21 protein-coding genes are annotated in these 25,085 nt (G+C 59.5%); 19 read left to right on the forward strand and 2 right to left on the reverse strand.

Annotated elements, in window-relative coordinates; all coding sequences use genetic code 11:
* Positions 1–24: 24 nt before the first annotated feature.
* From ACGHP1_RS05325 to mgsA, 8 genes are all read left to right on the forward strand, one after another.
* Positions 25–2,100, forward strand: a complete 2,076-nt coding sequence (locus ACGHP1_RS05325; protein WP_390508211.1) for a DUF3656 domain-containing protein — start codon at positions 25–27, stop codon at positions 2,098–2,100.
* A gap of 101 nt (positions 2,101–2,201) precedes the next feature.
* Positions 2,202–2,648 (forward strand): dUTP diphosphatase, encoded by a 447-nt coding sequence (dut, locus tag ACGHP1_RS05330; protein WP_005939948.1) that lies wholly within the window; start codon positions 2,202–2,204, stop codon positions 2,646–2,648.
* Between the two features lie 9 nt (positions 2,649–2,657).
* A complete protein-coding gene (locus tag ACGHP1_RS05335; RefSeq protein ID WP_005939951.1) occupies positions 2,658–3,212 on the forward strand; it encodes a nucleoside triphosphate pyrophosphatase in 555 nt (184 codons plus the stop codon).
* A gap of 160 nt (positions 3,213–3,372) precedes the next feature.
* The gene (locus tag ACGHP1_RS05340; protein WP_005939954.1) at positions 3,373–4,395 is read left to right on the forward strand and encodes a rod shape-determining protein; all 1,023 of its coding nucleotides are present in this window, start codon (positions 3,373–3,375) and stop codon (positions 4,393–4,395) included.
* Between the two features lie 149 nt (positions 4,396–4,544).
* Positions 4,545–5,375: a rod shape-determining protein MreC gene (mreC, locus tag ACGHP1_RS05345; RefSeq protein ID WP_101956484.1), complete on the forward strand. Its 831-nt coding sequence runs from the start codon at positions 4,545–4,547 to the stop codon at positions 5,373–5,375.
* 14 nt (positions 5,376–5,389) lie between these two features.
* Positions 5,390–5,923, forward strand: a complete 534-nt coding sequence (mreD, locus tag ACGHP1_RS05350; protein ID WP_044953428.1) for a rod shape-determining protein MreD — start codon at positions 5,390–5,392, stop codon at positions 5,921–5,923.
* Between the two features lie 19 nt (positions 5,924–5,942).
* On the forward strand, positions 5,943–8,246 hold the full coding sequence (locus tag ACGHP1_RS05355; protein WP_154255356.1) for a penicillin-binding protein 2: 2,304 nt from the start codon (positions 5,943–5,945) through the stop codon (positions 8,244–8,246).
* Between the two features lie 194 nt (positions 8,247–8,440).
* Complete coding sequence (gene mgsA / locus ACGHP1_RS05360) at positions 8,441–8,845, forward strand: methylglyoxal synthase (RefSeq protein ID WP_005939970.1); 405 nt, start codon at positions 8,441–8,443, stop codon at positions 8,843–8,845.
* 318 nt (positions 8,846–9,163) lie between these two features.
* On the opposite strand, the gene ACGHP1_RS05365 is transcribed toward mgsA, so the two are convergent.
* Together ACGHP1_RS05365 and rnhA are read right to left on the reverse strand one after the other, a co-directional pair.
* Complete coding sequence (locus ACGHP1_RS05365) at positions 9,164–9,694, reverse strand: hypothetical protein (RefSeq protein WP_390508215.1); 531 nt, start codon at positions 9,692–9,694, stop codon at positions 9,164–9,166.
* Positions 9,691–10,155 (reverse strand): ribonuclease HI, encoded by a 465-nt coding sequence (rnhA, locus tag ACGHP1_RS05370; RefSeq protein WP_005939979.1) that lies wholly within the window; start codon positions 10,153–10,155, stop codon positions 9,691–9,693. The genes ACGHP1_RS05365 and rnhA overlap by 4 nt, the downstream gene beginning before the upstream one ends.
* Before the next feature lie 399 nt (positions 10,156–10,554).
* Here rnhA and ACGHP1_RS05375 point away from each other — a divergent pair, with 399 nt between their 5' ends.
* The 11 genes from ACGHP1_RS05375 (at position 10,555) to ACGHP1_RS05425 (ending at position 25,075) form a co-directional block, all read left to right on the forward strand.
* Positions 10,555–12,381, forward strand: a complete 1,827-nt coding sequence (locus ACGHP1_RS05375) for a ribonuclease J (protein ID WP_390508217.1) — start codon at positions 10,555–10,557, stop codon at positions 12,379–12,381.
* 46 nt (positions 12,382–12,427) lie between these two features.
* On the forward strand, positions 12,428–14,407 hold the full coding sequence (locus ACGHP1_RS05380; RefSeq protein WP_390508219.1) for a DHH family phosphoesterase: 1,980 nt from the start codon (positions 12,428–12,430) through the stop codon (positions 14,405–14,407).
* 23 nt (positions 14,408–14,430) lie between these two features.
* Positions 14,431–15,534 carry a UDP-galactopyranose mutase gene (glf, locus tag ACGHP1_RS05385; RefSeq protein WP_120120135.1) on the forward strand — a complete coding sequence of 368 codons (1,104 nt, stop codon included), beginning with the start codon at positions 14,431–14,433 and terminating at the stop codon, positions 15,532–15,534.
* Between the two features lie 290 nt (positions 15,535–15,824).
* A complete protein-coding gene (gene rplI, locus ACGHP1_RS05390) occupies positions 15,825–16,280 on the forward strand; it encodes a 50S ribosomal protein L9 (RefSeq protein ID WP_005939994.1) in 456 nt (151 codons plus the stop codon).
* Positions 16,281–16,360: 80 nt separating this feature from the next.
* Positions 16,361–17,761, forward strand: coding sequence for a replicative DNA helicase (gene dnaB / locus ACGHP1_RS05395; RefSeq protein ID WP_005939997.1), 1,401 nt, complete (start codon positions 16,361–16,363; stop codon positions 17,759–17,761).
* The gene (tilS, locus tag ACGHP1_RS05400) at positions 17,761–19,218 is read left to right on the forward strand and encodes a tRNA lysidine(34) synthetase TilS (protein WP_390508223.1); all 1,458 of its coding nucleotides are present in this window, start codon (positions 17,761–17,763) and stop codon (positions 19,216–19,218) included. The genes dnaB and tilS overlap by 1 nt, the downstream gene beginning before the upstream one ends.
* Entirely contained in the window at positions 19,215–19,763 is a 549-nt protein-coding gene (hpt, locus tag ACGHP1_RS05405) for a hypoxanthine phosphoribosyltransferase (RefSeq protein WP_005940003.1), read from the forward strand. The genes tilS and hpt overlap by 4 nt, the downstream gene beginning before the upstream one ends.
* A gap of 33 nt (positions 19,764–19,796) precedes the next feature.
* Complete coding sequence (ftsH, locus tag ACGHP1_RS05410; RefSeq protein ID WP_349936037.1) at positions 19,797–21,968, forward strand: ATP-dependent zinc metalloprotease FtsH; 2,172 nt, start codon at positions 19,797–19,799, stop codon at positions 21,966–21,968.
* Between the two features lie 29 nt (positions 21,969–21,997).
* A complete protein-coding gene (locus ACGHP1_RS05415) occupies positions 21,998–23,032 on the forward strand; it encodes a hypothetical protein (RefSeq protein ID WP_390508227.1) in 1,035 nt (344 codons plus the stop codon).
* Positions 23,033–23,102: 70 nt separating this feature from the next.
* Positions 23,103–23,903, forward strand: coding sequence for a hypothetical protein (locus tag ACGHP1_RS05420; protein ID WP_390508229.1), 801 nt, complete (start codon positions 23,103–23,105; stop codon positions 23,901–23,903).
* Positions 23,904–24,085: 182 nt separating this feature from the next.
* On the forward strand, positions 24,086–25,075 hold the full coding sequence (locus ACGHP1_RS05425; protein ID WP_390508231.1) for a LacI family DNA-binding transcriptional regulator: 990 nt from the start codon (positions 24,086–24,088) through the stop codon (positions 25,073–25,075).
* The last annotated feature ends 10 nt before the right edge of the window (positions 25,076–25,085 follow it).

Below are 25,085 nucleotides of genomic sequence, written 5' to 3' on the forward strand. Positions count from 1 at the left end.
CCGTTTACAGGATAAAGGAGAAGTATGTCAAAGATCGAGATCCTTGCCCCGGTGGGCAACGAAGAAATGCTGCGTGCCGCTGTATTCAGCGGTGCCGACGCAGTGTATCTGGGTTTTTCGGGTTTCAATGCCCGCACCAGTGCCAACAATTTTAACGCGGATACGCTGAAAGATGCGGTCGCCTTCTGCCATGCGCGGGGCGTGGCTGTGCATGTGGCGCTGAACACCACCGTCTATGGCGGCGAGCTGCCCGCGCTGGAACAGGCCATCCGTGCCGTTGCAGCCAGCGGTGCCGATGCGGTCATCTGTCAGGATCTGGCAGTGGCAACGCTGATCGGTAAAATTGCACCGCAGCTGCCGCGCCACGGCTCCACCCAGATGAGCGTGCACAGCCTGCAGGGTGCGCTGGAGCTCAAGGAGCTGGGCTTCACCCGCGTGGTGCTGGCCCGTGAGCTGAGCATGCCCGAGGTGGAGCATATCACGAAGCACTGCGGCATCGAGACCGAGTGCTTCGTGCACGGCGCGCTGTGCATGTGCGTCAGCGGCCAGTGCTACATGTCGGCCTTTCTGGGCGGACGCAGCGGCAACCGCGGTTCCTGTGCCGGCCCGTGCCGCCTGCCGTTTGAGGCAAATGCCCTGCCGGAGGGCAAGCCGGGCCGCCTGCACCACCTGTCCTTAAAGGATAATTCGGTCATTGATAAGCTGGACAAGCTGCAGGCGCTTGGCGTGGCATCGGCAAAAATCGAGGGCCGTCTGCGCACGCCGGAGTATGTGGCGGCGGCAGTCAGCGCCTGTCTTGCAGGCCGCGAGGGCCGCGCCTACGACCGCGACCTGTTGAAGAATGCTTTCAGCCGTTCCGGCTTCACCTCCGGCTATCTGGATGGAAAGATCGACGGCACCATGTTCGGCGTGCGCAGTGAAGCAGATGCAGAACAGACCAAAAAGACCCTGCCCATGCTGCGGGAGCTTTACCGCCGTGAGCGCAGCCGCGTGCCGGTAAAGATGAAGCTGGAAATTGAAGAGGGCGGCGAAAAGCTCACTGTCACCGATGCAGACGGCAGCAAGGCCTTTGCCTATGGGGATGCAGAGCCGCAGCCTGCCCGTACTGATCCCACCGAAAGCCTGCACCGCAGCCTTGCCAAGACCGGCGGCACGCCTTTTGCGGTGGAAGATCAGGACATTGCCGTGGAAATGGACGGTGGGCCGTGGTTTATCCCGGGCAGTGCGGTGAACGAGCTGCGCCGCGAAGCGCTGGATGCCCTGCTCAAAAAGCGGGAAGTGCTGCGCCCGTGGCCCACCACCGAGGAGCATGTGCCTGCCCTGCCGCTGCGCACCCTGCCGCCTCACCGTACCCTGCGTGCCCGGTTTGAGAGCTGGGAGCAGGTGCCGGAGCGGGCGCTTGACGGCATCGAGTATCTCATCCTGCCCATTGCGCAGGCCGACCGCGTGCCCCGGGAATGGCGGGCAAAGACCCTTTTGGAACTGCCCCGGGTCATGTTTGGCAAGCTGGAAGAAGATACCGCCCGCCGCATCGCGGCCACGCAGGACTCCGGTTTTGCAGGCTATGAGGTGAGCAATATCGCCCACCTGCGCCTGTGCCGGGGCCTGCCCATGAGCGGCAGCTTTGGCCTGAACATCACGAACCAGCTGGCCGCGCAGTTCTACGCGGACAACGGCCTTGGCTCCATGCTCATCCTGCCCGAGGTGAAGGACAGCGACATCAGCACCATTGCGCCCACCCATAACAGCAGGCCGGTGCCCACCGGCGTGCTGGTGTACGGCCATATGCCGCTGATGATCACCCGTGCCTGCCCGCTGCAGAACATCCACGACTGCGCCCACTGCGACAAGACCGGCGAGCTGACCGACCGCAAGGCCAAGAAGTTCCCGGTGCGGTGCGGCCTTGGTGTGCGCACCATCTATAACCCTGTACCTATTTATATGGGGGATAAGCCGGGCGCTTTGACGGTGGACTACGGTGTGGCTTACTTCACGCTGGAAAGCCGGGAGGAAGCGGCCAAAATTCTGGAGATGATTCGCACCCATGCACCCTTTGAAGGTGATTTTACCCGTGGGTTGTATTTTAAAGGTACGAACTGAAACTCCTTCCGTCATTGCTGACGCAATGCCGCCTCCCTGAGGGAGCTGTCGAGCGTATGCGAGACTGAAGGAGTTGCTATAAAATCAAAACGAGGTATACTATGGAACCCATTACAGTAAAATATAAGGTATTGGACACCCGTGCCAAGGTGCCCTCTTACGCAACCCCCGGCTCTGCTGCAGCCGACCTGTGCGCCGTACTGGACGCGCCGCTCACCCTTGCCCCCATGGAGCGGGCACTGGTGCCCACCGGCCTTGCCATCGAGCTGCCCGGCCCCCACAGTGTGGCACTGGTGTACGCCCGCAGCGGCCTTTCCATCAAGCACGGCCTGTGCATGGCCAACGGCGTGGGTGTGGTGGACAGCGATTACCGCGGCGAGCTGAAGGTGCCCATGGTCAATCTGGGCAGGGAAGCCTACACCATTCAGCCCGGTGAGCGTGTGGCCCAGCTGTGCATCGCACCGGTGTACACCGCTGCCTTTGTGCCTGCCGAAGAGCTGGGCGATACCCAGCGCGGCGAGGGCGGCTTTGGTTCTACCGGAAAGTGAGATGGAATCATGAACCTGATTTTAGCTTCCGGCAGCCCGCGCAGGCGGGAGCTGCTCTCCTTATATACCACCAATTTCACCGTCTGCGTCAGTGACTTTGACGAAAGTGCGGTGCAGGCCGCTACGCCTGCCCATCTGGTGGAACAGCTGGCCCGGGGCAAGTGCCTTGCTGTTTCGGCCCAGCACCCGGGCGCTGTGGTCATCGGCTGTGATACGGTGGTGGATGTGAACGGCGAGGTGTTCGGCAAGCCACACAGCGAAGAGGACGCAAAGCGGATGCTGCGCGCCCTTTCCGGTGCTACCCACGAGGTGCACACCGGCGTGTGCATCTCGGACGGTGCGCGCACTGAAAGCTTTGTGGACAGCTGCCGCGTTACCTTCTTCCCGCTGGGTGAAGAGGAGATCGACTTCTACGCTTCCACCGCCGAACCCTACGATAAAGCCGGTGCCTATGCCATTCAGGGGCGGGCGGCCCTCTGGCTGGACCGTATTGAGGGCGACTACTACACCATCATGGGTCTGCCGGTGAGCCGCACCGTACAGCTGCTGGCACATTTTGTGTGATAAAACTGGAAAAAACGAAGAAAACTTGCGCAAACGCTTGAGAAATCATTGCCTTGCGGCTATAATAGAACCGTGTTATTCTGCGCAAAGGCGGCACAAAAGGGCTGCCGGATGTTCTGGCGCTATAGATAAAATGGGAAGCATAAGGAGAATTTTTACAATGGGCCTGTTTTCTAAAGATGTAGGTATCGATCTGGGTACCGCAAATACTCTGGTATATATGAAGGGCAAGGGCATCATCATGCGGGAGCCTTCGGTCGTGGCTGTGGATACCAAGACCGACGAGGTACGCTGTGTGGGTGCCGAGGCAAAGGCTGTCATTGGCCGTACCCCCGGCAGCATCGTGGCTGTGCGTCCGCTGAAGGATGGCGTGATCGCTGACTTTGACATCACCACCAACATGCTGGAAAATTTCCTCAAGAAGGCATGCGGCAACAGCATGTTCTCCCGCCCCCGCGTGGTCATCTGCATCCCGTCCGGCGTTACCGAGGTGGAGCGCCGCGCTGTGCGCGAAGCTACCCTGAAGGCCGGTGCCCGTCAGGTGTCCGTCATTGAGGAACCCATGGCAGCAGCCATCGGTGCGGGCCTGCCCATCAGCGAGCCTACCGGCAGCATGATCGTGGATATCGGCGGCGGCACGGCTGAGATCGCTGTGATCTCTCTGGGCGGCATCGTGGCCTCCCGCAGCGTGCGCATGGCAGGTGATATGTTCGATCAGGCCATCATCGCCTTCATCAAGCGCAAGTACAACCTGCTGATCGGTGAGCGCACCGCAGAGCAGATCAAGATCGAGATCGGCTCCGCCTATGCGCTGGACCCCGAAATGACCATGGAGATCAAGGGCCGTAACCTCGTGGACGGCCTGCCCAAGAACATCGTCGTCCACTCTGAGGATGTGCGCGAAGCTCTGCTGGAATGCCTGGTCAAGATCACCAGCGCCATCAAGGAAACGCTGGAGCGCACCCCGCCGGAGCTGAGTGCGGATATCATCGACCGCGGCATCACCCTGACCGGCGGCGGTGCACTGCTGCGCGGTCTGGATCAGCTGATCCAAAGCGAGACCGGCATCGACGTACACATTGCGGAAGACCCGCTGGACTGCGTGGCCAAGGGTGCTGGTGCGGTGCTGGATCATGTGGATGTCCTGCATGACGTGCTGGACACCGACGGCGGCCACATGTAACACGGGCAAGGCCCACACTTGCGGAAAAAGGCTCTTTTGCGCAGCGTCTGCGCTGATTTCCGCTGCAAACAATGTCTCTTGCGCGGATGGCAGGGCTGTCCGCGCTTTTCTTATGGCATGGCATCCACCCGAAACAGGAGGGTACTCCCTTGAAGGATTTTTTTGACACATGGAAATTTAAGATACTGGTAGCCGTGGCGGTGTTTCTGGTGGGAATCATGGCCTATGCCGGTGCCAACGGACGGCTGACTGCTGCCCCGCAGGAACTGCTGGGCGTGGTGCTGATGCCGCTCCAGAAGGTCACATCGGCACTGAGCGGCGGCATTGGCTCGGTGTGGGAAAAATACACCAGCATCGATGAGGTCATGGAACAGAACGAACAGCTGGAAGCGGAGAATGCTGAGCTGCGCCAGCAGATCGTGGACTACGACCGCATCAAGGCGGAGAACGAAGCCTACAAGGCACTGGCCCGCATTCAGGATTCCAACACCGAAGCAAGCTATATTTCTGCCTTTGTGATCGGCCGCGACCCGCTGGATGAGTTCGGAGGCTTTACGCTGGACTGCGGCACGGTGAACGGCGCAGCCGTGAACGATGCCGTGATCAGCGATAAGGGCTATCTGATCGGCATGGTGGTGGAAGCCGACACCACCAGCTGCAAGGTGATGACCATTCTGCACCCCAGCTTCAGCGCTGCGGGCGTGGTATCCCGCACGCGGGAAAACGGCATTATCAATGGCAGCACCGATTATGCCGGTGACGGCCTGTGCGTGCTGACCAATCTGGAACGCGCCACTGAGACGAAGATGGGCGATCAGGTGATCACCACCGGTCTTGGCGGAGTGTTCCCGCCGGATCTGCTGGTGGGAACCGTGCAGAAGGTGGAGCCGGAAGTCAGCGGCAAATCTTCCATTGCAGTGGTGCGCCCGGGTGCAGACCCGCGCACGGTCAAGCACGTATTCGTTATTACCGACTATTAAGGGGGCGCATTTGTATGGAATCACGCCGCATGCGCAGCCGCAGCCAGATCCTGAAATGGGTCTGCTATGCGGTGGCACTGTTTGTGTGCGCGGCACTGCAGACGACCCCCGGCCTGCTCCAGCTGGGGCAGGCAAAGCCGCTGTTCATTCTGCCGCTGTGTCTGGCTGTGGCCGTGTATGAAGGCGAGTTTGCAGGTGCACTGTTTGGTGCCGTGAGCGGCCTTTTGTGGGACTACACCGCCGGGCGCACCGTGGGTATGCTGGCGCTGGAACTGCTGTTGCTCTGCTTTGCGCTTTCGGTGCTGGTGCAGGTGTATCTGCAGGGCAGCACATGGAACTTTGCGCTCATCAGCACCGGCACGGCCCTTGTGGTGCTCTCGCTGGACTGGCTGTTCTTCTACTACATGCCCGGCTACAGCTGGGCGCTGAGCCGCTGGCTGACCTTTGTGCTGCCTTCGGCCATGATGACGCTGGTGCCGTCGCTGATGCTGTTCAGTCTGGTGCGGCACATTTACAGCGCATTCAAAATCGACAACGGCGTAGTCTGAACCGCCGGAGGAAACGCGGATGAACCAAAACGAACGAAAAACCGTTGCGCGCCGGATGATCCTGCTCATTGCAGTGGCATGTGTTATCATGGGCCTGTACGTGATGCGGCTGATCTTTCTGCAGCTGGTCAACGGCGACGACTTCAAGGCCAAGGCCACCAACACCACCGACTATAACTTTACGGTCACGGCGGCCCGCGGCGATATCGTGGACAGCGCCGGGCGGCGCATTGCCACCACAACCACCAGCTACAATGTGGTCCTCAACAAACTGCTGATGGGCGACCGGGATCTGGATACCATGCTGCAGCAGATCGTGGAGCTGCTGCGTGCGAATGGCGAGAGCTGGAATGATACGCTGCTGATCGGTCAGGCGGACGCAGCAGGCAATTACGCCTTTACGGACGATGACACGTCCACCAGCGACCAGAAGCAGCTGGCAGACATGAAGGAAACGCTTGGTCTGCAGCAGTACGCCACCGCCAACGATGTAATGGAAATGCTGGTGGAAAAGAACGATCTGCAGGATTTTTCGCCGGAATGGCAGCGTGTGCTGGCCGGCATCCACTACGAGATGGACCGGCAGGCGTTCTCCAATGTGAACAATTTTGTCATGGCGGAGAACGTGAGCACCCTCGCGGTGGCCACCATCAAGGAGCACAGCCTGCAACTGCCAGGTGTGGAGATCGTGGAAACCAGCGCCCGCAGCTACGACCAGAGCGATATCATCCCGGCGGTGCTGGGCCGTGTGGGCAAGATCACGGCGGAAAAGTGGAAGGTGACTGATTCCAACGGTCAGGTGACCTATCCGCTGCGGGAAAAAGGCTATAACATGAACGATGTTCTGGGCATTTCTGGTCTGGAATCCGTTTATGAGGACGAGCTGCGCGGCAAGGACGGCGTGGAGACCATCACCCGCAATTCGGACGGCGTGATCGTGGATACAAAGCTCACCACTGTGCCGGAGCCGGGCCATACCGTGCAGCTGACCATTGACAGCAACTTCCAGCGTGCCGTGGACAAGGCACTGGCGGACAACATTGATATGATCAACCGCGTGTACAATACCGGCACCATGAAAGCTGCCGCCGGTGCGGTGGTGGTGCTGGACGTGAAGGACGGCAGTGTGCTGGCTGCTTCCAACTATCCCAGCTATGACCAGAACCTGTATGCCGCTAACTACAGCGAGTACAGCTCCGACCCGAGCCTGCCGCTGTTCAACCGCGCATTGCAGGGCCTGTATACGCCGGGTTCTACCTTCAAGCCCGCCGTGGCGGTGGCTGCACTGGACAGCGGCCTCATCAACCAGTATTCTACCGTTTACTGCAACGGCGTGTACAACTACTTCAAGGATTACCACCCCCGCTGTACCCGCCACGGCCACAGCGGCAACATCGATGTGGTGACGGCCATCAAGTGGAGCTGCAACATCTTCTTCTATGATGTTGGCCGCCGCCTGACCAGCGATGTGTACGATGCCTATGCCTACAAGCTGGGTCTTGGCCAGCGCACCGGTGTGGAGGTGAGCGAGGCCGTGGGCCGTCTGACCACCAAGAGCGACTCCAACTATACGGCATCGCTGGATGTGCAGGCCGCCATCGGTCAGGGCAACACGGTGGTCTCGCCCATCCAGCTGGCTACCTACGCGGCAACGCTGGCCAACAACGGCACCCGTTACCGCACCCATTTCGTCAAGGCCATTCTGGACACCAACACCGGCGAGGTGCTCAGCGAGACCAAGCCCGAGGTCATGGATGTGATCGAAGGCACCGGCAACACCTTTGAGCTGGTGCGGCAGGGCATGAAGCAGGTGCCCAGCACCATCAGCGGCAAAATTTCCAGCTATCCGGTGCCGATCGCCTGCAAGACCGGTACACCTCAGCGCAGCGAGACCTATGCGCCCGGTAAGCACTATCTGAACGCCATGATGGTGGCTTACCTCCCGGCGGATGATCCGCAGATCGCCATTGGCATTAGCATTGAGTACGGAGGCTATGGTGCCCGTACCGGTGATCTGGTGGTGGACATTGCAAATGCCTATTTTGCCCTGAAGGATGGCAGCCTTGCCCAGCAGGCCGAAGCGGAAAAGGAAGCCGAGCAGGCCCAGCAGGAAGATCAGGCGCAGACCACTGACCCAGCACAGGCCGCTGCAGGCCAGACCACCGGCAATGCCGCAGCCCAGCCTGCACAGATGACACCCGCCGCAGACACCGCTGCGCCGGAAACAGCAGCAGAAGGGGAAGCCCAGCCTGCCGTGCAGGACGAGCAGCAGCCCGCCGCAGACACCGAGCAGAACCCCGATGCCATTGCGCCGGAGAACTGAAAACGGGAGACAAAACCGACACGGGAAAGGGCACTGCAGCGGGGTTTTGAATGGAAACATCCCTGAAAAGAAAACAAAATTGAATATTCTGTATAAAAAACAGTTGTAAAAGATTGGATTTTGTGATATCATTTCAGGCAAAGGACTTTTTTACAAAAGCGTTCCAATCGTTTAGGAAGAGGAGAGGGTAACGGATGACGATTGCACTCATTGCGCATGACTCCAAAAAGGAGCTGATGGTTCAGTTTTGTACGGCGTACTGCCGCATCCTGAGCCAGCATAAACTGGTAGCGACCGGCACCACCGGTAAACTGATCGCAGAAGCTACCGGCTTACAGGTGCAGCGCTTTCTGGCCGGTGTGCAGGGCGGCGACCAGCAGATCGCATCCCGCATCGCCTGCAATGAGATCGACCTGTTGCTGTTCTTCCGTGATCCCATCAACGCAAAGCCCAGCGAACCCAACGAAATGACGCTGCTGCGCCTGTGCGATGTGCACAATATCCCCATGGCCACCAACATTGCCACTGCCGAGGTACTGATCCACGGCTTGGAGCGAGGCGATCTGGATTGGCGCGATATCGTGCATCCCCAGAACTGACAAAACGATTTGGAATGGCTCCGCGTGTGCTGCGCCATATTCAGCGGAAATTATATTGATAATGCGAAAATCGGGAACATCTGCGGATGTTCCCGATTTTCATTTTCACGGGAATGGGGTCCGAACCGCAGAATGCATTTCTGCCGCCGTGCGGCTGTTTCCGCAGGAAGCAAAAACAGCAGATGCCGTGTGTCGCAGCGGCCTTGCCTGTAAAAAAAGAATTCCGGAAAATCCGCAGATTTTCCGGAATTCTAATATAAAAATAATGTTTCCGCTGAATATGGCCAGAGTGCAACGGAGGCCATTTGAAACGTACGGTTAAACTTTAAAATCCTCGGCCATCTCCGCCACATCTTCCGGGGCAAAATCGCCCAGCGGCAAGATCAGCCGTGCCAGCGTTTCCTGCGGCAGAGCTGCAAGAATCGTGCTGTCATCACTGCCGGTGCCTGCGGGCGGGCAGACGGTGTGCACGCCGTCTGCACCGGTCTCCACCCGGGCACGGTGAGTGGTTGCCACATATTGCATCCCAAGCTTGTCTGCAGCCGTCAGCAGGGCGGCAAACAGCGGCGTGCCGCCCTCGCCCAGAACGTCTGCGTCCTGCCCGGCCAGTGCTTCGGCGTTCAGCACGATGCACTCGATGCCAAGGGCCTCTGCTGCCTTTTTTGCGTTTTCCGCATCGGCGGTCTGTTCTGCTGCCAGCCGCACGGCAGCGCCCGCCACGGCAAAGCCCTGCTGCTGTAAAATGCGCACAGCTACGGCGCATTCTCTGCTGCCGTCCATCTGCACCAGAACCTTATCCTGATTCTCGTAGGTGTCGAACCCACTGCCGGGCAAAAATGTGTCGCTCATGTTCCCTGCCTCCCGCCATGTGCTTTGCTTTGGGCCACGGCCAGCTGGTCGCAGCGTTCGTTCTCCGGGTGGCCTGCGTGGCCCTTGACCCAGACATAGGTGATCTTGTGCCGGGCTTCCTGCTCCAGTGCCTGTGCCCAGAGGTCCGGGTTCAGGGCGGGGGAGCCATCTGCTTTTTTCCAGCCCCGGCGCTGCCAGTTTTTGGCCCAGCCCTTCTGAAGCCCGTTGATGACATACTGGCTGTCGGAGCACAGCCGTACCTCACACGGCTCCTTGAGCTGGCGCAGTGCTTCGATAAAGGCTGTCAGCTCCATGCGGTTGTTGGTGGTGCTGTCGTCGCCGCCGCTCAGCTCTTTTTCGTAAACTTTGCCGTTAAAACGGTAGCGCAGCACGGCACCCCAGCCGCCCGGGCCGGGATTGCCGCTGCATGCGCCGTCGGTGTACACTTCGACCTGCTTCATGCGGTTCTCCTTCTAAAATGAGTTGCTTCTATTTAGCGCTATTTTCCGGCTTCTGTCAAGTGCGAATGTATATTCCGTGCCGGAGCTGCCAAACCTTGGAATTGACAAAAACGCCGGGAAATACTATACTTATCCTAACAAAATGCGTATAGGGGCGCACCGCAGGCGTGTGCCCGGGCGTTCCAACAGAAAAGCCACGGTCGCATCGAGCAGATGGACCTATCTGGCACAAAACCTCTTACGGAACAGGCAGCGGTTTGCAAAAAACACGCTGAGAAATAAATTCTATACGGTGCATCCAACGGAAGCCGATGCGATTTTTCAAGGTGCTTCCCATGCACAGCGCGGCTGTTCCCACAAGCGGGGACGGCCTGCGCTGTAATTATTTTGGAGGTCAGAATGGCACAGTCGAAAGAAAATACCAATAATTCCGCACGCAGCAAGGCAGCAGCTGCTGCTCAGAGCACCGGCGCACCCGCCGCGCAGACGGGCGAAAAGCGCCCCCGCACCACCCGCCGCCCTTATTATAACCGTCGGCCCCGCCGCCCGCAGCAGCCCAGAGAGGCCGCTGTGCCCATCCACATCTATCCGCTGGGCGGTCTGGGCGAAGTGGGCAAGAACATGACCGTGTACGAGTGCAACGGCGACATGATCATCGTGGACTGCGGCCTTGTGTTCCCGGACAGCGACATGTACGGCGTGGACATGGTTATCCCAGATTTCACTTTTGTGGTGCAGAACAAGGATAAGATCAAGGGCCTGCTCATCACCCACGGCCACGAAGACCACATCGGCAGCATCCCGTATCTGCTGCAGAAACTTGACCTGCCCATCTATGGCACCCGCCTGACCTGCGGCCTGATCCGCAACAAGCTGGAGGAGTTCGGTCTGGCAGGCAGGACCAAGTTCGTGGAAATCACCCCCAGACAGAAGATCAAGCTGGGCTGCTTTACCATTGAGCCCATCCATGTGAACCACTCCATCCCGGATGCGGTGGCCTTTGCCATCGACAGCCCGGCTGGCACCATCATCCAGACCGGCGACTTCAAGATCGATTACACTCCGCTGGCCTGCGGCGTCACCGACCTGTCCACACTGGCCGAGTACGGTCAGCGCGGCGTGCTGGCCCTGCTGAGCGATTCCACCAACTCCGAGCGCCCGGGCTTTACCGCCACTGAGCAGAAGGTGGCTGCAGGCGTGCGCAATCTGTTCGCCCGTGCCCGCAACAAGCGGATCATCATTGCCACCTTTGCTTCCAACATCTACCGCGTGCAGCAGATCATCGATCTGGCTGTGGAGGATGGCCGCAAGGTGGCCTTCAGCGGCCGCAGCATGGTGAACAACACCGCTATGGCGCAGGAACTGGGCTATATGCACATCCCGGAGGGCACCCTCATCAGCGTGGATGAGCTGAACCAGTATCCTCCGGAGCAGGTAGTGCTCATTACCACCGGCAGTCAGGGCGAACCCTTGAGTGCCCTTTCCCGTATGGCATCCTGCAGCCACCGTCAGGTGCGCGTGGGCCCCGGCGACTTCATTATCATTTCGGCAAATCCCATTCCCGGCAACGAGAAGAGCGTGACCAAGATCGTCAATGGTCTGCTGTTGCTGGGTGCAGAGGTCATTTACGAGAGCATGTACGATGTGCATGTTTCCGGCCACGCCTGTCAGGAAGAACAGAAGCTCATGCTCACCCTGACGAAGCCCAAGTATTTCCTGCCGGTGCACGGCGAGTACAAGCAGCTCAAAAAGCATGCCCTCACCGCCGCAAGCCTCGGCATCCCCACCAGCAACATCCTCATTGCGGAGAATGGCTCCAATGTCGTCCTCAGTCAGGATGAGATGAAGCTGGGCGAGCCGGTGACTGCCGGTGCCGTCATGGTGGACGGTCTGGGCGTGGGCGATGTGGGAAATGTGGTCCTGCGCGACCGCAAGCACCTGTCCGAGGACGGTCTGGTGATCATTGTGGCCACCGTGGACAGCAAGACCGGCAAGGTGCTGGCCGGCCCGGACCTTGTGAGCCGCGGCTTTGTGTATGTGCGCGAGAATGAGAGCCTGATGGACGGTGCACAGAGCATCGTGGAAAATGCGCTGGACCGCTGCGTGGATGAACATGTGCGCGACTGGAACAGCGTCAAGACCCGCGTGCGCGAGGCACTGAGCAGCTATATCTATCGGCGCACCAAGCGCAGCCCGATGATCCTTCCCATCCTGATGGAGGTCTGATCCGGGCACGCTGCCGCAAACAATGCGGCGGAAGGCAGGAGATTTGATGAAACAAAAACCAAGATGGACATTGGAGATGCTCACCGCCAGTCTGGCCGTGCTGTGCGGCCTGCTGGTGCTGGTGCTGCTGATCCAGCGGCCCACGGCATGGCCGGCGCTGCTGGCACTGGTGGTGCTGTGGGGCGTTGTGGTGGTGCTGTTCCGCTGCCAGCTGCGCAAGTGGGTGGCCCGGTGGATGTGCGGCGGCAGCTTTGAAGGCTCCAAGCTGCAGTTCAGTCTGGAGCCGCTCTCTCAGCCGGCCGCGCTGCTTTCCGGTGAGACGGTGCTGTGGTACAATGCACAGTTCCGCACCCGCCTGTTGAACGGGCAGGATGCGCTGGTGAACCGCGTGCAGAAGGTGCTGCCCGGCCTTGATCTGCAGCAGTGCCGCAAGCAGGAGGGCCAGCTGCTGACCCTCGCGGACGGCATGTGGAGCGTACACAGCTCCACGGTGCCCGGAGATGCGGAGAGCATGACCCTGCTGGTGCTGAACGAGGAAACCGCCCTGCGCAAGGTGGAGGCGGAATACAAAGCCAGCCGTCCGGGCTATCTGGTGTTTCTGGTGGACGGCTACGACGATGTGTTCGGTGACATGCTGGACAGCGAGCGTGCCCGTCTGCTGGAAGGCATCAACCGCACGCTGGAGGATATGATCGGCCGGGGCAGCGGCTTTTTGCGCCGTGTGGCCAGCGGCCGCTATATCGCTGTGGTGGAAGAGCGCCAGATGGAGCAGTTCGCAAACCGCGGCTACGATGTGCTGGACAAGATCCGTGCGCTGGATCCCAGCGTGAACCTTTCGCTGTCCATCGGCATTGGCCGCGGGGCCAAGACCCTGCGGGAAGCCCAGGATATGGCCGTGCAGGCGCTGGATATGGCGCAGGGCCGCGGCGGCGATCAGGCCGCTGAAATGACACCGGACGGTTTTACGTTCTACGGCGGCGTGAGCCACGGCGTGGAAAAGCGCAGCAAGGTGCGCAGCCGCATCGTGGCCGATCAGCTGGTAAAGCTGATCAAGGAAGCCGACCATGTGGTCATCATGGGCCACCGCATGAGCGATCTGGATGCCATCGGCTCCGCCGAGGGCGTGCTGCGCATCTGCAAAATATGCGATGTCCCGGCGGTGATCGCGGTGCGGCGTGACGCTACCCTTGCGGGCAGCCTGATCGATGCATTGTGCCGTGCAGGCCAGAAGGACGACTTTATCGACCCGAAGGACGCACTGCCCATCATCTCCAAGCGCACCTTGTGCATCGTGGTGGATACATATCAGGTGGGCCTTGTGGAGAGCAAGGATATTCTGGAAAAATGCGGCAAGGTAGCCGTGATCGACCACCACCGCAAGGGTGTGGGCTACATCGAGAACCCGGCGCTGGTCTGCCATGAGCCGTATTCTTCCTCGGCCAGTGAGCTGGTCACGGAGCTTTTGCAGTACGTGGGCGAGCGCGACGACAAGCCCAACCGTGTGGAGGCCGAGGGCCTTTTGTCCGGCATCATGCTGGATACCCGCGATTTTACCCTGCACACCGGTGTGCGTACCTTTGAAGCTGCCGCTGCGCTGCGCCGCTATGGCGCGGAGACGGAGCGGGTGCGCCAGCTGTTCGATGTGACCATGGTGGAGTACAATGCCAAGGCAGATCTGGTGGAAAAAGCACGCATGTACAAAAATTGCGCGATCTCCGTCAGCGGCGAGGTGGCACCGGAGGCCCGCGTGGCCATTGCACAGGCGGCAAACGATCTGCTGACCATTCAGGGCGTTGATGCCAGCTTTGTGGCAGTGCAGGTGGGCACAGGCGTGAACATCTCGGCCCGCAGTCTGGGTGCCGTGAACGTGCAGGTGATCATGGAATCTTTGGGCGGCGGCGGCCACCAGACCATGGCAGCAGCACAGCTCAAGCATATCACGCCGGAAGCAGCCCATGCCCGCATCGAAGGTGCCATCGACAAATACTATGCATCGCAGAAAAAGGGCGATGTAGAAGGAAAATAAACGGAACAGAGAGGATCACACCCATGAAACAGTACGATTACCTGATCGTTGGTGCCGGCCTTTATGGCGCGGTCTTTGCACAGGAAGCAAAAAAGGCAGGCAAGAAGTGCCTTGTGATCGATAAGCGCAGCCACATTGCAGGCAATATCTACACGGAGCCGGTGGAGGGAATCAACGTCCACCGCTACGGTGCACATATCTTCCATACCAACAACAAGGCTGTGTGGCAGTATGTGAACCAGTTTGCAGAGTTCAACCGCTACACCAACAGCCCGGTGGCAAACTACCACGGCGAGATCTACAACCTGCCCTTCAATATGAACACCTTTAATAAGATGTGGGGCGTTGTTACCCCTGCCGAAGCCAAGGCGAAGATCGAAGAGCAGAAGAAGGAAGCAGGCATCACCGACCCGCAGAATCTGGAAGAGCAGGCCATCAGCCTTGTGGGCACCGATATCTACGAAAAGCTTATCAAGGGCTACACCGGCAAGCAGTGGGGCCGCCCCTGCACCGAACTGCCGGCCTTCATTATCAAGCGTCTGCCGGTGCGCTTCACCTACGACGACAACTATTTCAACGCACTGTATCAGGGCATTCCCAATGGCGGCTACACCGCCATGGTGGAAAAGATGCTGGACGGCACCGAGGTGCGGCTGAATGTGGACTATCTGGCCGACCGCGAAAATCTGAACGCTCTGGCCGAGAAGGTGGTCTACACCGGCCCGGTGGATGCCTACTTTGGCTACAAGCTGGGTGCTCTGCAGTACCGCAGCGTCCGTTTTGAGACCGAGGTGCTGGACACCGACAACTATCAGGGCAACGCGGTGGTCAACTATACCGATGCGGAAACTCCCTACACCCGCATCATCGAGCACAAGCACTTTGAGTTCGGCACCCAGCCCAAAACGGTCATCAGCCGCGAGTACAGCGCTGAGTGGAAGAAGGGCGACGAGCCGTACTACCCCGTCAATGACGAGAAGAACGGTGCCCTGTATGCCGAGTACAAGAAGCTGGCCGATGCAGAGCCGGACGTGATCTTTGGCGGCCGTCTGGGTGAGTACAAGTATTACGACATGGACAAGGTCATTGAGGTGGCTCTGGACGTGGCCGCAAAGGAACTGGCGTAACCGCTTTGCTTAACGCTTTTCGTATTAAAGTCGCTGTGCGACGGCCGCAGGCCGACAGCAGCATATGCCGTTTGCCGTTACGACCCCTCCCGTGAAAAAGTAAATCAGAAAAATCCGCAGATTTTTCTGATTTACAAATTAAAAATAAAATTACCGCTGAATATGGCCAGAGCGGAGCGGCGGCCATTTTAAATGGTCAGGCGCTTCCTCTTGCCCAAAAGCGGCAAATGCGCTATACTATAAACACAACAACTGCACCGGTTTTCCGGTGAGAAGTGAGGGATAACATCATGAAAGTGATTCTCAAGCAGGATATCAAGGGCATTGGCAAGAAGGACGAGATCCACGAGGTCTCCGACGGCTACGCCCGCAACTATCTGTTCCCGCGCAAGCTGGCCGCTGTGGCAGATGCCAGCGCTGTGAACGTTGCCCGCAGCAAGGAAGCTGCTGCCGATTTCCACGAGGCTGAGACCGTAGCTGCTGCCAAGGATCTGGCCGCAAAGATCGAGGGCAAGACCGTGACCATCAAGGCCAAGGGCGGTGCATCCGGCCGTCTGCACGGCAAAGTCACCGGCAAGGAAGTTGCCGATGCTTTGGCTCAGCTGGCAGGCGCACCCATCGATAAGAAGAAGATCGAGCTGGAGACCAAGGACATCAAGGATGCCGGTGTGTTCAACGGCAAGGTCCGTCTGCACGTTGGTGTGGTCGCTTCTTTCAAGATCATGGTGGAAGTGGAACAGGCCTGATTTTTCTGCCATCTGCGCCCCCTCACAGCAGGGGGCGCTTTTTGGCTTTTCAGCGAAATGATGCAAAAGGATAAACTACCATGCCGAACGAACGACATTATTCCAATGAACTGAATCTGGAAAGCGTGGGCATCAACCTGCCCTACAACATGCAGGCAGAGCAGAGCGTGCTGGGTGCGGTGCTGCTCAAACCGGAAACGCTCACCGACTTGGTGGAGATCATCCGGCCGGAGATGTTCTACACCCGGCAGAATGCGCAGATCTACTCCGAAATGCTGCGCCTGTTCACCGCCGACCAGACCATCGACTTTGTGACGTTGCTGGACGCTGTTATCTCGGACGGCGTGTTCCCCAGTGCCGACGAAGCAAAGGTGTACCTGACCGGCCTTGCCGAGACGGTGCCCAGCATTTCCAACGTGAAGGCCTATGCCCAGATCGTGCAGGAAAAGTATCTGGTGCGCCAGCTGATGGGCGTTGCAAAGGACATCCTGCAGGATGCCGGAGATGAGCCGGATGCCGACCTGCTGCTGGAAAACGCGGAGCAGCGCATTTATGAGATCCGCTCCGGCCGCGATTCCAGCGCACTGACACCGCTTTCCTCCAGCATGGTGGAGACCCTGACCAACCTGCAGAAGATCAGCGGCCCGGATGCGGACAAATACAAGGGCATCCCCACAGGCTTCCGCCTGCTGGATACGGTGCTCACCGGCCTTGGCCGCGGCGACCTCATCATCCTTGCGGCCCGCCCCGGTATGGGCAAGACCAGCTTTGCGCTGAACATCGCCACCCGCGTGGCCATGCAGCAGAAGGTGCCGGTGGCCATTTTCAGCTTGGAAATGACCAAGGAACAACTCACGAACCGCATCCTTTCTGCCGAGGCCGGCATCGACAGTCAGGCATTCCGCACCGGTGCCCTGCGCGCCGAGGACTGGGAATATCTGGCCCTTGCCACCGAAAAGCTGCACGATGCACCCATCTATATGGACGATACCTCCGGCATCACCATCACCGAGATGAAGGCGAAGATCCGCCGGGTGAATCAGGACCCCACCCGCCCGAATGTGGGTCTCATCGTCATCGACTATCTGCAGCTGATGACCACCGGCCAGCGCAGCGAAAACCGCGTGCAGGAGATCAGCTCCATCACCCGAAACCTCAAGATCATGGCAAAGGAAATGAATGTGCCCATCATCGCACTTTCTCAGCTGTCCCGTGCGGTGGAAAAGCAGGGCAACAATTCCAGCCACCGGCCCCAGCTTTCCGACCTGCGCGATTCTGGTTCTATCGAGCAGGATGCCGACTGCGTTCTGTTCCTGTACCGCGATTCCTACTATGCCAGCCAGAACCCGGACGGCGCTGAGGTGGATGCCGATACGGCAGAGTGCATCGTGGCGAAGAACCGTCACGGCGAGACCAGCACGGTGCCGCTGGGCTGGGATGGTGCCCACACCCGCTTTATGGATGTGGACTTTAAACGCTGATGAACAATGAAAAAATTCTGGCGCATGTGCGTATGTTTGTTCTGCGAGAAAAGCTGCTTTGTCCGGGCGAGCCGCTGCACTTGGCCGCGGCAGTGTCCGGCGGGGCGGACAGCATGGCACTGCTGCGCATCCTGCTGGCCCTGCAGCCGGAATTCGGGTTTGTGCTTTCGGCCTGCCATGTGAACCACGGCCTGCGCGGTGAGAGCGCTGACCGGGACGAAGCCTTTGTGCGGGCGGAATGCGCCCGGCTGGGTGTGCCGCTGCGGGTGTTCCATGCTGCAGAGATGGCCGACGAAGTGGGCCTGCCGTCGGAACATGCCGGGGAGGACTGGGCGCGCCGCCTGCGCTATGCCTGCTTTGCGCGTTTGTGCGGGGAGGGGATAGATGTCGTTGCAACGGCCCATACTGCAAATGATCAGGCTGAGACCCTGCTGCTGCGGCTGGCCCGGGGCACGGGGCTGCACGGTGCGGCAGGCATCCGGCCAAAGCGCGGGTGCTACCTGCGGCCATTGCTGGCTCTTACCCGGCAGGATACCGAAAGCTTCTGCCGTGCAGCCGGGCAGGCATGGGTCACAGATGAGACGAACGCGACCGATGCCTATGCCCGCAACCGGGTGCGCCGTGCGGCGCTGCCTGCGCTGCAAAGCACCAACGGCGCAGCGGCGGAAAACCTTGCCCGCTTCTGCGAGAAGGCAGCCCGCGCGGATGCCTATTTTGCCCGGAAGGCCGAAGAGCTGCTTTCTGCTGCACGTCTGGATGCGGCACAGGCTGCCATCAAAAGCCCGGAAGCCTGTACGGTGTGGCGGCTGGGCCCGCTTTCCGCTGCGGATGCGCTTATTTTGGAAGCAGCCATGCACTCGCTGACGGCTCCCGTGCGTGACGCAGAGGAAAAATATGTGCAGCTGCTGTGCGGCCTTGTGCGGCGCGGCAGCGGTGCGGTACAGCTGACTGACCGGGTGCGCTTTTGTGCCAAAGACGGATGCTTCTGGCAGGAGATTGTGCCGGAACGGCCCCGGCAGCAGGAAGACAAACGGCCGGAAAGCCAGCCCTTTCAGCCGGAAAAACAGGCAGAATACTGCCTTGCGGGCGGCTGGAAGGTGACTGCAGGGCTTTTTACGGCTGATTTTGAAGAAAAAATACAAGTCGTTCATAAAAAAGACTTAAAAAATCAGGCGGATTATGCTAGAATAACTACGTTGTATGCTGGTCTTGTCCTGCGCACCCGCCAGCCGGGAGATGTCTACCGCCCGGCGGGGCGAAGTGTACACAACCGGCTGCGCAAGTGGATGAACGAAACGGGCATCCCGGCCAGCCAGCGCGATCAGCTGCCGCTGCTGGCGGCGGGCAGCGAAGTACTGTGGGTCTGCGGTGCGGGCTTTGCCGAGGGCCTTGCCCCGGATGCAGACACTGCGCAGGTGCTGCAGATGGAAATGGAACATAGGGAGGAAATAACATGAGTATGCATGATGATATCAAGACTGTTCTGGTCAGTGAAGAAGAGTTAAAGGCAAAGGTTGCTGAGCTGGGTGCCCAGATCAGCAAGGATTACGAGGGCAAGAACCTTGTTCTGGTGTCCATCCTCAAGGGCTCGGTGGTGTTTATGGCCGACCTGATGCGTGCGGTGAGCATTCCCTGCAGCATCGATTTTATGGTGGTGTCCAGCTACGGTGGCAGCAACACTGTTACCAGCGGCCTTGTAAAGATCATCAAGGATCTGGACGGTGATCTGTCCGGCAAGGATGTGCTGATCGTGGAGGATATTCTGGATACCGGCGTCACCCTCTCGAATCTGGTGCCCATGCTCAAGATGCGCAACCCCAACTCGGTGAAGATCTGCACCATTCTGGACAAGCCCAGCCGCCGCAAGGCCGATATCCAGCCCGACTACGAGGGCTTCCAGGTGCCGGACGAGTTCGTGGTGGGCTACGGTCTGGACTACGATGAAAAATACCGCAACCTGCCTTATGTGGGTGTGCTCAAGCCTGAAGTCTACGAGAAGTGATTTCTCACACTATAATTCATCCAAGAACTGGAGTTGATTTTTTTGCAATCCAAAAGACCCCGTTTCAATCCGCTGATCCTTGCTCTGGCGCTGGCAGCGGTGCTGATGGTCTGGTCGGTGCTGGGCGGCACCGGCTCTGCCAACAGCTCTTCCATGGAATATTCCACGGTGGTGCATTATTTTGAAAGCCTGCAGGTCACGCAGTTCTCGCTGGACCTGAACACCGGTGTCATCACCATGAACCTCAAGGAAGGCGGCAAGAACAACCTGCCCTTGCCCGATACCACGTCCCAGAGCACCACGCAGGCCACCGGCGGACTGCTGAGCGGTATGCTGTCCTCCTCGGATGAGGATACTGCTGCGCAGAAGAACAGCGACGGCACTGTGACTGTGCGCTACAAGCTGCCCTATGCATCCATGTTCGTCAAGTATGTGGGCGACTACATTGCCGCCTACGATGCCGCAAACCCGGATGCTCCCATGGTGTACGATTATACCCCTGTCAAGGAAAACATCCCATGGATGGAGATCCTGTTCTATCTGGCAATGCTGGGCTGCACCGGCTTCCTGCTGTTCTCCATGATGCGCGGCGGTGCTGGCGGCGGCGGGATCATGAACGTTGGCAAAGCCAAGGTGAAGGACGAGCACGAGAACCAAAAGACAGCCACCTTTGCCGATGTTGCCGGTGAGGACGAGGAAAAGGAAGAGCTGAAAGAGGTCGTGGAGTTCCTGAAAAGCCCGGAGAAGTTCAACACTCTGGGCGCACGCATCCCCCACGGCGTGCTGCTGGTAGGCCCTCCGGGCACCGGCAAGACCCTGCTGGCCCGCGCCTGCGCAGGCGAGGCCGGTGTGCCCTTCTATTCCATTTCCGGCTCTGACTTTGTGGAAATGTACGTCGGCGTGGGTGCATCCCGCGTGCGTGACCTGTTCGATAAGGCAAAGAAGTCCATGCCCTGCATCATCTTCATTGATGAGATCGATGCTGTGGGCCGTCAGCGCGGTGCCGGTCTGGGCGGCGGCCACGATGAACGCGAGCAGACCCTGAACCAGCTGCTGGTGGAAATGGACGGCTTTGAGGCCAACGACGGCATCATCGTCATGGCGGCCACCAACCGCGCCGACATTCTGGATAAGGCCCTGCTGCGTCCGGGCCGCTTTGATCGTCAGGTCTATGTGGGCCTGCCGGATGTCAAGGGCCGTGAGGAGATCCTCAAGGTCCACACCAAAAAGAAGCCGCTGGCCCCGGATGTCTCTCTCAGGGTCATTGCACAGCGCACCGCAGGCTTTGCAGGCGCAGACCTTGAGAACCTTGTCAACGAAGCGGCTCTGCTGGCTGCACGCCGCAACCGCAAGGCCATTACCATGGAGGATATCGAGGAAGCTTCCATGAAGGTGATGGCTGGCCCGGAGAAGAAGAGCCGCGTTGTGACCCCGGAGGAAAAGAAGCTGACTGCTTACCACGAGGCAGGCCACGCTGTGGCGGGCTTCTACTGCAAGCATCACCCCCGTGTGCACGAGATCACCATTATCCCGCGTGGTCAGGCTGGCGGCTACACCATGTACCTGCCCGAGAAAGACCGCAGCTACGTGACAAAGGGCGAAATGTTCGAGGATATCGTTTCCAGTCTGGGCGGCCGCGTGGCCGAACAGCTGATCCTGGAGGATATCTCCACCGGTGCTTCCAATGATCTGCAGCAGGCCACCAACATTGCCCGCCAGATGATCACCAAGTACGGCTTCTCGGAGCGGCTTGGTCCTGTGGTGTACGGTACCTCGCAGGAGGAGACCTTCCTGGGCCGCGATCTGGGTCAGGGCAAGGGCTACAGCGAGACCACCGCTGCCGAGATCGACGGCGAGATGCGGGATATCATCGATGAAGCCTACGAGACCTGCCGCCGCACCCTGACCGAGCACATCGATCAGCTGCACGCGCTGGCACAGGCCCTGATGGAACGCGAGAAGCTCAACGAGCAGGAGTTCAACACCATTATGGCGGGCGGCACACTGCCCCCGCGTGAAGGCGATGAGCCGAAGCCGGAACAGCCTGCTCAGACCGTGCAGGCTGCCCCTGCAGAGACTGCTCAGCAGGCCGAAACTGCTGAACCTGCAGAGACCGCTGAGCCTGCCGAACAGGCCGAAACGGCCCAGCCGCTGCCGGAGACCGCTGCACCGGAAACGCCGGATGCACAGGACCCGCAGAACTGATTTGATCCAAATGGAAAGGAGCGAGTGTCGTGGAGGAAAATTTTAACCCGGTCGCACGGACCCGCGCAAACTATTACACCCCCGGCAGCCCGGTGCAGTTCGTCTGCGTGGAGCTGCTCAAGGGTGATGTCAGCGGGGAGCACGCGGTCTGCCTGACCTTCAAGAATATTTCCAAGGTGACCCTGACCGCGCTGGAGATCCACTTCAAGTGCAAGGGCGTGGACGGCGTGATCCTGTGCGAGGACCGGTTCGAGTACCGTGACTTGGAAGTAAAGCCCGGCGAACTGTTTGGCATGGACGATGCGGTGTTCGTTACCGCAAAGGCCATCACCAGCGTGGATGTTTCGCTGTGCAACGTGTACAACGGCAAGCGGGTGGTGCATCTGGACGGCATCAAGCGCGTGCGCCTGCCTGCCCCCAAGCGCCTGTCTGCTGAGCTGGAAAAGGCGCTGGAGACCCGCATGAACCGCCAGGAGCTGAAGTATCAGCCGCAGGTGTTTGAAAATGGCTGGTACTGCGCCTGCGGTGCCTTCCACCCGAAGGAGGAGGATACCGTGTACTGCTCGGAGTGCGGCTGCGACCGCATCCTGCTGCAGAACGCGCTGAACACCCTGCTGCAGCCGGAACAGCCTGCCCAGACCGAGCCGGAACTGGAAACGCCTCTTGCCCCGCAGGCCGAAGAGCCTACCCGCATTATGGGCGCAGCGCCCGTGCAGGAGGAGCCGACCCGGATCATGGGTGCACCGTGCCGTGAAGCAGAACCACAGCCGGAAGAACCTGCTGCAGAGCAGACCCGTGTGCTGGATGCCGGAATGCGGGCACAGTTCCCGGGCAGGGCATCTCATGCAGCTGCGGACGAAGGCACCCGTGTGATGCCTGCTGCAGCCCGCTGTGCACAGCCGATATCTCAGCAGCCGGAGCCTGCCTATGACGACGAGGAAGAATACGAGGACGAGCGCGACAGCGTGGCCGAAGCGCTGATCCGCTGGGTGCCGCCCATCACTGCCATTGTCTGTGCAGCAGTGGCACTGTGCGGCTTCGTGTATTACCAGTTCGTGCTGTAACACAAACAGCAGCGGAGAGGGCGGTATGCCTTCTCCGCTTTTTTGTATGCCAGAAGAAGGGAGAACCATTATGCCGGAAGAAGCCTTACAGGCTGCCTTTGAGATCAAGACTGCCTGCGATGAGATCAGCCGCCGCCTGCTGCGCTGGCACTGGGAGCACAAACCCGGTGCGCACAGCTTGGGTGCATTGCTGGATCACGTTGCACAGCGCCAGCAGGAAAGCCCGGACTACTACGACCGTATGCCGGATCTTTCCGGCAAAAACAGCTGGCAGCAGCTGGATACCACCATTTGTATGCGGGTTCTGCTGGACCCGGAAAAGGATGCCGCCAAACCGCTGGACCTGCTGGGCAATACCAGCAATCCGGGTGCGGCCCGCCGCGCCTGCAATGCTGTGCGCACCGCCCGCAACGAAGCCGCCCACGCCACCGATCACACCGATGCCGCTCAGGCGGCGATCCTGTTCAACGAGGCGGTGGAGAGCTTGGAAGACGGCTATGTGGGCACGGCTTTCCGCGAGAATGAACTTGCCCGCTATTACCGCGATGCAGAAAATTATCTGGCACGCTGCGGCGCAAAGGAGCCGATCGCATCCAGCCGTGCGCCGGAAGAAAAAACGGCTGCGCACGAGCCAGCCCGCCAGAGCACAAAGCAGGGCCAGAACCGCAGCACCCAGAGCCGCAAAACGGCCGGCAGCCGTTCCTCCGGCAGCAGAAGCACCACAGCGCGCAGCAGCTCGGCCAAAAGCCGCAGCACGGCAGGCCGCAAAAAGAAACAGAGAAGAACTGGCAATAAAACCGTGTTCATCATTCTGCTGGTGGTCCTGCTGCTGGGGCTTGCCGTGCGTGCATGGAGCATGGGCGCAGCCTGACCGCCTGTAATGCTCTGCTTCTCAGAAAAAAGCCGTCTTTTGTACACAGTTGCCAGAAAAACAAAAATGCGTTCGGAATAAACCGGGAAAAGCGCATCTTGCGGGATGGGTGAAAGCGGTTTATAATAAGCATGAAAACGTTTACACATAACAATGCATCCCAAAAGAGAGAAGTACTGCAAATGACCATCAGTGATATTGCAAAAATGGCGGGTGTATCCAGTGCGGCGGTCAGCCGCTACCTGAACGGAGGCCCCCTGAGCGAACAGAAGAGGGCTGTCATCCACGAGGTAGTGGAAAAGACCGGCTACCGCCCGGATACCGCCGCCCAGACTCTGCGCACCGGAAAAGTGAATCAGGTGGGGGTGATCGCTCCCAGCATCGGTTCCCAGTCGGTGGGGCAGATCACGGCAGGCATTGCCAGTGAGCTGGATGCAAAGAGCTATCTGATGCTGCTGGGAAACACCGAGCTGGACGCCCAGCGGGAATTGGGCTATCTGACTGCCATGCAGCGCAACCACGTGGCGGGCATCATCCTGCTGGGCAGCTATTATACTCCTCAGCTGGCGCAGGCGCTGAAAAACTGCCGTGTGCCGGTGGTGGTAACAGGCCAGCGTTTTCAGGATGTGGCCTGCGTGTACAACGACGACCACACTGCAGCCCGGGAACTTGCCCAGCGGATGCTGGACCATGGCCGCAGAAGGATCGTTTATATTGGCGGTACAGAGCGGGACGATGCCACCGGCGTGCAGCGCCGTGAGGGCGTGCAGGATGCGTTGAACGCTGCCGGACTGAACGGCGAACAGATGCCCCGCATCTGCTGCAACGCCTTTACCATGGAGGAGGGCCAGCGCTGTATGCAGGAACTGCTGGTGCGCTGCCCGGATCTGGACGGTGTGGTCTGCGTGACCGACACGGTGGCCTTTGGCGCCATGCGTGCCCTGCGGGAAGCAGGACGGCATGTGGGGCAGGATGTGGGTCTTGCAGGCGTTGGCGACAGCTGGGCTGGCAGCATGATGGAACCGGGGCTGGCCACGGTGCGCTTTTACCAGAAGCAGGTGGGGCAGGAGGCTGCCCGGATCCTGCTGCAGATGCTGGAAGAAAATGGGAGCAGCGGGCCTGTGCGTCAGGTGACGCTGGGCTATCAGATCGTGGAGCGAGGCTCCCTTTGATGATAAAGGA

It is taken from the genome of Faecalibacterium sp. i21-0019-B1 (assembly GCF_042852915.1).
In the GTDB taxonomy this organism is placed as follows: domain Bacteria; phylum Bacillota; class Clostridia; order Oscillospirales; family Ruminococcaceae; genus Faecalibacterium; species Faecalibacterium taiwanense.